We start from the raw sequence: 7,014 nt of genomic DNA, 5'->3' as shown, positions 1-7,014 counted from the left end.
TGTATTAGGCACGCCGCCAGCGTTCGTCCTGAGCCAGGATCAAACTCTCCAAAAAAGTTCAATGAGCTTCGAATCTCTGCGTCAGTTTCGGCTCGGCGCATCCTTACGTACTTTTGTACGCTCCGGTGCTTCTCACCAAAACTTCCTTGACCTTCTCGCTCCTTGAACTTTTTACGTTCTAAACGAGGGTCATCGAGTTCAAAACATCATGCACTATTATTTAGAAGCTTGAATAGCTCATGTTTAATAATAATTTTAGAATTAATATTGACGTTTTGTTTTGTTCAGTTTTCAAGGTTCAAGTTGTCTAATAGCGACTTTTCTATAGTATCATAGATTTTCTTAAGCGTCAAATGTTTTTTTATTCTTTCTTGACGACGCTTTTAATCATAACACCAGATTAATTATGTGTCAATAACTATTTCAATGTTTTTTTAAAAAGATACGCTTTTAGATAGTTAACATTCTATCCATCTATTATTTACGGGCGTAGCAATAAAAGAAGCACCCGCTAATCAGGATGCTTACGGAAGGATGAAGCGTTGGATTGCGACTAAAGCAAGTACGCCAGGGATGCCTAAAAAACCAGAAACAACAGATGTTGCAAAGTTGATCGGAACATGAATCCCAATTTTGCTTCCCGCTAAATTTAAAAAGAAAAGCAGCAATGCTCCAATCAACAATTTCATCATTGATTGCCCTACTATGCGCAAAGGTTTCTTAGTAGCGCCAAAAGCTAACAAAATGAAAATTAATCCAACAAAAATAGAGATAATGATTATTGGACTCACACTCTTCCTCCTATCTCTTCACTTTTCTATTCATTATATGAAGAGAATAAATTGAAAAGAACTGATTGTCCGCTTCATCTTTTCTTTTTGCCAGAAAGATGTATCATGAACACCTATTTCATATAAAATTGGTTCTGTACCGTTTAAGTACAATTTGCGCTGCTGAAAAATTATTTAGCAAATATTTTTCGCTTTTTAACTTCTCTTAATAAAAAAAAGTATGTTGCTTGCACAACTTTTGTTTCGTTTGAAAGCTGTTCATGATGGCCAAAGCTTAATTCCATTAATTTCTTTTTTTGAAGCCATGTTTCTTTTGTATCTTCTATAAGCTCCATTAAATGATCATCATATGTGCGGCGAAGCTTTCTTTTTTTTGAAAACATCTTAAGCACCCCGTTCATTTTAGACTTCTCTTCTTCCTTCTAATGCTTTCGAAAGTGTGACTTCATCTGCATATTCTAAGTCACCGCCAACTGGCAAACCATGAGCAATTCGCGTAATTTTAATACCAGACGGTTTTATTAAACGTGAAATATACATTGCAGTCGCTTCACCTTCAATATTTGGGTTCGTTGCTAAAATTACTTCCTGAACCGTCTCATCCTGAAGTCTCTTTAATAAATCAGGCACATTGATATCCTCAGGACCAATGCCATCCATAGGTGAAATCGCCCCATGAAGCACATGGTATAGTCCATTATATTCTTTCATCTTTTCCATGGCGATCACATCTTTTGGTTCTTGTACGACACAAATGATACTGCGATCACGTCTCGGTTCTTCACAAATATAGCAAGGATCTTGATCAGTAATATGTCCACATACTGAACAAAATCCTAAATCTCTTTTGGCATTAACAAGTGCTTTTGCAAAATCAAGCACCGTATCTTCTTTCATATTCAACACAAAAAATGCCAGTCGAGCAGCAGTTTTTGGCCCGATTCCTGGCAATTTCATGAAGCTATCTATCAGCTTAGCTATCGGTTCAGGATAATGCATTCGTTATCTGCCTCCTAAAAGCCTGGGAGGTTCATCCCTTTAGTAAATTGTCCCATTGTTTGATTAGATAATTCATCCGCTTTTTTTAGAGCATCGTTTGTAGCTAATAGTACTAAATCTTGAAGCATTTCAATATCTTCAGGATCTACTACATCTTCATTAATGGTAACATCCAGTACTTCTTTATGACCCGAAACAACAACTTTGACCATACCGCCTCCAGCTGTTCCCTCGATTCGTTTTTCACCCAACTCTTCTTGTGCTTGCGCCATCTTTTTTTGCATTTTTTGCATTTGCTTCATCATACCTTGCATGTTTCCCATTCCTCGCATCTTGTTCAACCTCCATAGATTCTTTTTATTTTTATTCTTATTCCTTAAATTCAACTAATTTAGAACCAACGAGCTTTATTGCTTCAGCAACGACTGGATCTTCTTCTTGTACTTCTTCGTGTTCTTGATTTTTCCCTGAAGAAGATTGATCTTTTGTTTGATGAATAAATTCTTCGCGAATATTTAGCCATTGCTCTTCTGGAACACCTAACAAGATGTAATGATTCCCTGTGATGGCTTGAAGAGCCTCGGCCATTGTTTTTGTAAATGTTTGATTATCCATTGCCATCTGACAATGAATATCGTACTTGAATTTTAGCACAAAACCATTTGCAGATGCAGCAACAGGCTCAGCATCATTTAGCAGTGCTGCTTGAGAACGATTGAGCCTTTCTAACATCTTACCCCAACTGTTCTTAACCTTATTTAATTCCTCTCTTGTTGCTTCTCTTAAAACTTCACGTATTTTGCCAATTTGCGGTTTAAACGTTTTTGTTGCTCGTGAAGTCTTTTTTGGTGATATTTGTTTGCTTTCTGTATTGCTTTGAACGCCACGTTCTTGTAATTCTATTATTTTTTTTTCTAATTCGTGTATTTTAGCATACAATTGTTGAACTTGATCTGCTTCTATCGTTTGTTTATTAACCTCTATTTGACAAAGCTTTACGATCGTTATTTCCAAATATACTTGACCTTGATTGGAAAAGCGCATGTCTTGCTGCGTTTTATTTAAAATATCGATGTATGTATACAGTTGTTCTGACGGTATTTTTTCAGCAAGTGTTTTAAAGTCTTCATCCAACATAACGCGTTCCAATGCTTCATCCAAGTTAGGAGCGGTTTGATAAAGGAGCATGTCTCGATAATATAAAATAAAATCTTCTGTAAAACGGGTTGGATCTTTCCCTTCCATTAGCAATTGTTCTAATGAATGTAAGGCACTTGCAAGATCTTGCTCATAAATTGCTGCAGCAAGTTTATTAAGCAATGCTTGAGATACTGATCCTGTTATCGTTAACGCATCTTCCAGCGTAATTTTTTCTTGACTAAACGATATTGCTTGGTCTAATAAGCTTAAAGCATCCCGCAACCCACCTTCGGCTGCTCGGGCAATGACTTCAAAAGCTTGTTCTTCAAACAGTAAATGTGCTTCTTTAGCAATCTGTTTCATGCGCTTTATCGTATCATGTGCTGTAATTCGTTTAAAATCGAAACGCTGACAACGAGAAATAACAGTAAGAGGCAATTTATGTGGTTCTGTTGTAGCTAAAATAAAAATAACATGTTTAGGCGGTTCTTCTAGTGTTTTTAATAATGCGTTAAAAGCGCTCGTTGTGAGCATATGGACTTCATCGATAATATATACTTTGTAAGTCGACGAATTCGGTGCAAATTTTACTTTATCACGAATGTCGCGAATTTCTTCAACACCGTTGTTGGATGCAGCGTCCATTTCAATCACATCTGTATTAGAACCATCCATTATCCCTCTGCAAGTTTCACACTCGTTGCATGGATCAGAGATGGGCGCTTTTTCACAGTTTACTGCTTTGGCAAATATTTTTGCTGCACTTGTCTTTCCTGTTCCCCTAGGACCAGAAAAAAGATAAGCATGAGATATTTTTTGACGTATGAGGGCATTTTGCAACGTTTTAGTGACATGCTCTTGTCCGACTACATCAGCAAAGGTCTGTGGCCGCCAAACACGATATAAAGCTTGATAACTCATGTCACTCCCCCATTTAACTGATTGTTTGTAAAAAGTAGTAATACGTTATTGGTCTAATCCTTGATTTGTGTAAAAATCTTCTGTTTCCATTATAAGTTTTTAACATGAATATTTCAAAGTGAAACAACGGATCATCTAAAAGATATTTTCACTGCGAAAAAGAAAAAACCCACCCGCATTGGATGAGTTTGTATTGTATAAGGAAACTGCCGTGCACCTTCCTTCGACTGCCACCCATAAGCGTTACTCATGCAGTTAGCTCAGTTCAGGCTGCCCTACGGCACATGGAAGCGTCCACTTAATGCTGCTTCCTTCCGGACCTGACATGGTTCATGGATTTCCATTGCGCAGGACCCAAACGTCAACACCACTTACATGAGGCAGACCAAACAAATGAACAGCCTCTGGAAGGGATTCAACCCCGCTAGAGCGGATTGCGGGTACAGGGCACCGCTACCTCCCCGTCTAGCACGGCAAAGTTGATACCTTATGGAAAGTGTCTATCCGACACTTCTTATAGTATACTCGGCTTATAACAAAAAATCAATGCGTTTTAACAGTAATTTTATTCCATTTTTTACTATGACAGCTTTTTGCCATAGTATATGCTAATGTTTTTCCATTTATTTAAACAATAGCAAAAAATTCTTGAACAACCTCTTCAATCTTTCTTTTTCGTTTTTTGTTTTAAACGCAATTTACGAAAAAAATCACGAAGCAATTCTCCACACTCATCTTTCATTACACCACCTACTACTTGACTTTGATGGTTAAAACGATCGTCTTCTAGTAGATTCATCAACGTTCCCGCACAACCAGCCTTGGGATCAGCAGCTCCAAAATAAACCTTCTCAATTCGCGATAAAATAATTGCACCACTGCACATCGGACATGGCTCCAACGTTACATATAACTCGGCTCCTTCTAATCTCCATGTTCCAAGCCTTTCACAGGCTTGTTGGATTGCCAGTAATTCTGCATGTGTCACGGCATTTTGTGTTGTTTCTCTTAAATTGTGTGCACGAGCAATCACTTCACCATTCAAAACAATAACAGCTCCAATCGGAACTTCGTCTTTTTCCCTTGCTTTTTTAGCTTCTATGATAGCAAGCCTCATCCAATCTTTGTGCATCATCATCATTTCCTTTCATTTTTTATAACCGAAGGATAAGGAAAGAAGCCTGCGGCTGATATTGAAATCCTATTGTATGAAATTTTGTTGAAAGACCTTTACGTTAAACAAAACCCTTATAGTGAAAATAAGAAACATTTCTTCCATACATCTTCATATACTCATAATAGTTCCGACTCTGGAATGTATCAGCATCTAATAAGAGTACTTGCGCAATGAGCAAAGAGTATGAAGGAGAAATGGGAGGGGTTATGCATTCAAATGTGAAATCGAGAATGCTAATGAAATTCGGCTATTATATTCCTAAGCTTCTTAAAGAGCCTCGTATGGATAATTAGATCATAATTGGAGGGATGAATTCTTGCAAATCCATGTTGTGCAACCTAACGAAACAATTCAACAAATTGCTTATGCTTATGGAACCACTGTCGAAGATCTAGTGACAGCCAATGAATTAGAAAACCAAAAGAATTTAGTAATTGGGCAAGCACTTGTTATCCCCATCCTGGGATGCTTTTATACAGTAAGGGCTGGTGACAGTCTTTGGTTAATCGGACAAAAATTCCGGATTCCATATCAAAAGATTGCTCAGATCAATCGAATACCTATAAACCAACCACTGCAAATAGGAATGAATCTTTATATTCCCAGCAGGAAAAAAAGATTGGGTGTATTTAATGCGTATGTACAGCCGACAGGAGATACTGTTTCCGAATCATTAGAAAATGATGTTAGGAAAGCAGCACCTTACTTAACTTATCTAGCTCCAGCTTCTTTCAAAGCTAAACGAGATGGATCGTTATCGATGCCGCCGCTTGGAGCCATTCCTGCTATTGCTAAAGCAAACCAAAATATCTTGATGATGGTCATCACAAACCAAGAGGGGGATCAATTTAGTGATGAGCTAGGACGGATTATTTTAAATGATACAGAAGTGCAAAATCGACTAATAGAAAATATTATTTCTACAGCTAAAAAAAATGGTTTCGGTGATATTCACATTGATTTTGAATTCTTGCGTCCAGCTGATCGAGAAGCATATGGAGAATTTTTACGTAAATTAAAACAAATTGTTTCAAAAGAGGGATTAACGCTTTCCACCGCATTAGCTCCGAAAACAAGTGCAACGCAAAAAGGGCAATGGTATGAAGCTCATGATTATCGGATGCATGGAGAAATTGCCGACTTTGTCGTGATAATGACATATGAATGGGGATATACTGGCGGTCCCCCAATGCCTGTATCACCAATTGGACCCGTCCGAGAAGTATTAGAATATGCGTTAACAGAAATTCCATCCGAAAAAATTTTAATGGGACAAAACCTTTACGGATACGACTGGACATTGCCATTTGTTAAAGGCGAAAGCAGAGCTAAATCAATTAGTCCTCAACAGGCCATTCTATTAGCAGAAAAATACGGTGTTGACATCCAATATGACGAAAAAGAGCAAGCTCCTTTTTTTGATTATGTAGATGAAGAAAATAAAGAACATAAAGTTTGGTTTGAAGATGCCAGGTCCATTCAAGCTAAGTTTAATCTTTTAAAAGAATTAAACTTGCGAGGAATGAGTTATTGGAAGCTTGGGATTTCCTTTCCGCAAAACTGGCTATTGTTGCAAGATAATTTTGAAATAGTGAAAGGTTGAAGTGAGGAGAATTGCACTACGATGGGAGCTGAAATCCTGAAGACAAGTATGCGCCTAATAATGAAAAGTCACAAGTATGAGGAAGATTGCGAAGTCTTTCTTGAGGTCTTTTCTCCGTATACCAACACCAATTGTAGTGAAGAAACGTGAAAATAAAAAAATCCGCCACCAAAAATGGGACGAATGTACAATGTATATAATGGCGGAGGAAGAGGGATTCGAACCCCCGCGCGGTGTAACCCGCCTGTCGGTTTTCAAGACCGATCCCTTCAGCCGGACTTGGGTATTCCTCCATATCGTCAAGAAATAATTTATCACGTTTTTTATAGCTTGTCAATAAAAATCTTTTCGCACATATTCGTTTCATTTAAAAAAACAATTAT

At 37.7% G+C, this 7,014-nt stretch carries 8 protein-coding genes, 1 tRNA gene and 1 other RNA gene; 2 read left to right on the top strand and 8 right to left on the bottom strand.

Features of this window, described 5'->3' with window-relative positions; all coding sequences use genetic code 11:
• Positions 1-524: 524 nt before the first annotated feature.
• From J2S08_RS10850 to tadA, 7 genes are all read right to left on the bottom strand, one after another.
• Positions 525-791, bottom strand: a complete 267-nt coding sequence (locus J2S08_RS10850; protein ID WP_307229403.1) for a pro-sigmaK processing inhibitor BofA family protein — start codon at positions 789-791, stop codon at positions 525-527.
• Positions 792-961: 170 nt separating this feature from the next.
• Positions 962-1,174: a YaaL family protein gene (locus J2S08_RS10845; protein WP_307229402.1), complete on the bottom strand. Its 213-nt coding sequence runs from the start codon at positions 1,172-1,174 to the stop codon at positions 962-964.
• 19 nt (positions 1,175-1,193) lie between these two features.
• Positions 1,194-1,790, bottom strand: coding sequence for a recombination mediator RecR (gene recR, locus J2S08_RS10840; protein ID WP_307229400.1), 597 nt, complete (start codon positions 1,788-1,790; stop codon positions 1,194-1,196).
• Between the two features lie 14 nt (positions 1,791-1,804).
• Positions 1,805-2,122 (bottom strand): YbaB/EbfC family nucleoid-associated protein, encoded by a 318-nt coding sequence (locus J2S08_RS10835; RefSeq protein WP_307229398.1) that lies wholly within the window; start codon positions 2,120-2,122, stop codon positions 1,805-1,807.
• A gap of 37 nt (positions 2,123-2,159) precedes the next feature.
• Complete coding sequence (dnaX, locus tag J2S08_RS10830; protein WP_307229396.1) at positions 2,160-3,851, bottom strand: DNA polymerase III subunit gamma/tau; 1,692 nt, start codon at positions 3,849-3,851, stop codon at positions 2,160-2,162.
• Between the two features lie 209 nt (positions 3,852-4,060).
• Positions 4,061-4,325: signal recognition particle sRNA large type (gene ffs / locus J2S08_RS10825), an RNA gene on the bottom strand.
• Between the two features lie 187 nt (positions 4,326-4,512).
• Positions 4,513-4,983: a tRNA adenosine(34) deaminase TadA gene (gene tadA / locus J2S08_RS10820; RefSeq protein ID WP_370875666.1), complete on the bottom strand. Its 471-nt coding sequence runs from the start codon at positions 4,981-4,983 to the stop codon at positions 4,513-4,515.
• A 215-nt stretch (positions 4,984-5,198) separates the two neighbouring features.
• Between tadA and J2S08_RS10815 the strand changes: the two genes are divergently transcribed.
• Positions 5,199-5,321 (top strand): hypothetical protein, encoded by a 123-nt coding sequence (locus tag J2S08_RS10815; RefSeq protein WP_307229393.1) that lies wholly within the window; start codon positions 5,199-5,201, stop codon positions 5,319-5,321.
• Between the two features lie 23 nt (positions 5,322-5,344).
• Positions 5,345-6,631, top strand: coding sequence for a glycoside hydrolase family 18 protein (locus J2S08_RS10810; RefSeq protein WP_307229391.1), 1,287 nt, complete (start codon positions 5,345-5,347; stop codon positions 6,629-6,631).
• 200 nt (positions 6,632-6,831) lie between these two features.
• On the opposite strand, the gene J2S08_RS10805 is transcribed toward J2S08_RS10810, so the two are convergent.
• A tRNA-Ser gene (locus J2S08_RS10805) sits at positions 6,832-6,924 on the bottom strand.
• Positions 6,925-7,014: the final 90 nt, after the last annotated feature.

Origin of the sequence: Bacillus chungangensis, assembly GCF_030812995.1 — a bacterium.
GTDB classification, from domain to species: domain Bacteria; phylum Bacillota; class Bacilli; order Bacillales; family Bacillaceae_C; genus Bacillus_CF; species Bacillus_CF chungangensis.
Note: the sequence above shows the minus strand (reverse complement) of the source record. Positions and strands in the feature narration are given on the sequence as shown.

Bases quoted from the DNA above. Each gene is read 5' to 3' on its own strand.
- J2S08_RS10845 (WP_307229402.1), bottom strand. From the start codon at position 1,174: ATGTTTTCAAAAAAAAGAAAGCTTCGCCGCACATATGATGATCATTTA.
- recR (WP_307229400.1), bottom strand. From the start codon at position 1,790: ATGCATTATCCTGAACCGATAGCTAAGCTGATAGATAGCTTCATGAAA.
- J2S08_RS10835 (WP_307229398.1), bottom strand. From the start codon at position 2,122: ATGCGAGGAATGGGAAACATGCAAGGTATGATGAAGCAAATGCAAAAA.
- dnaX (WP_307229396.1), bottom strand. From the start codon at position 3,851: ATGAGTTATCAAGCTTTATATCGTGTTTGGCGGCCACAGACCTTTGCT.
- tadA (WP_370875666.1), bottom strand. From the start codon at position 4,983: ATGCACAAAGATTGGATGAGGCTTGCTATCATAGAAGCTAAAAAAGCA.
- J2S08_RS10815 (WP_307229393.1), top strand. From the start codon at position 5,199: ATGAGCAAAGAGTATGAAGGAGAAATGGGAGGGGTTATGCATTCAAAT.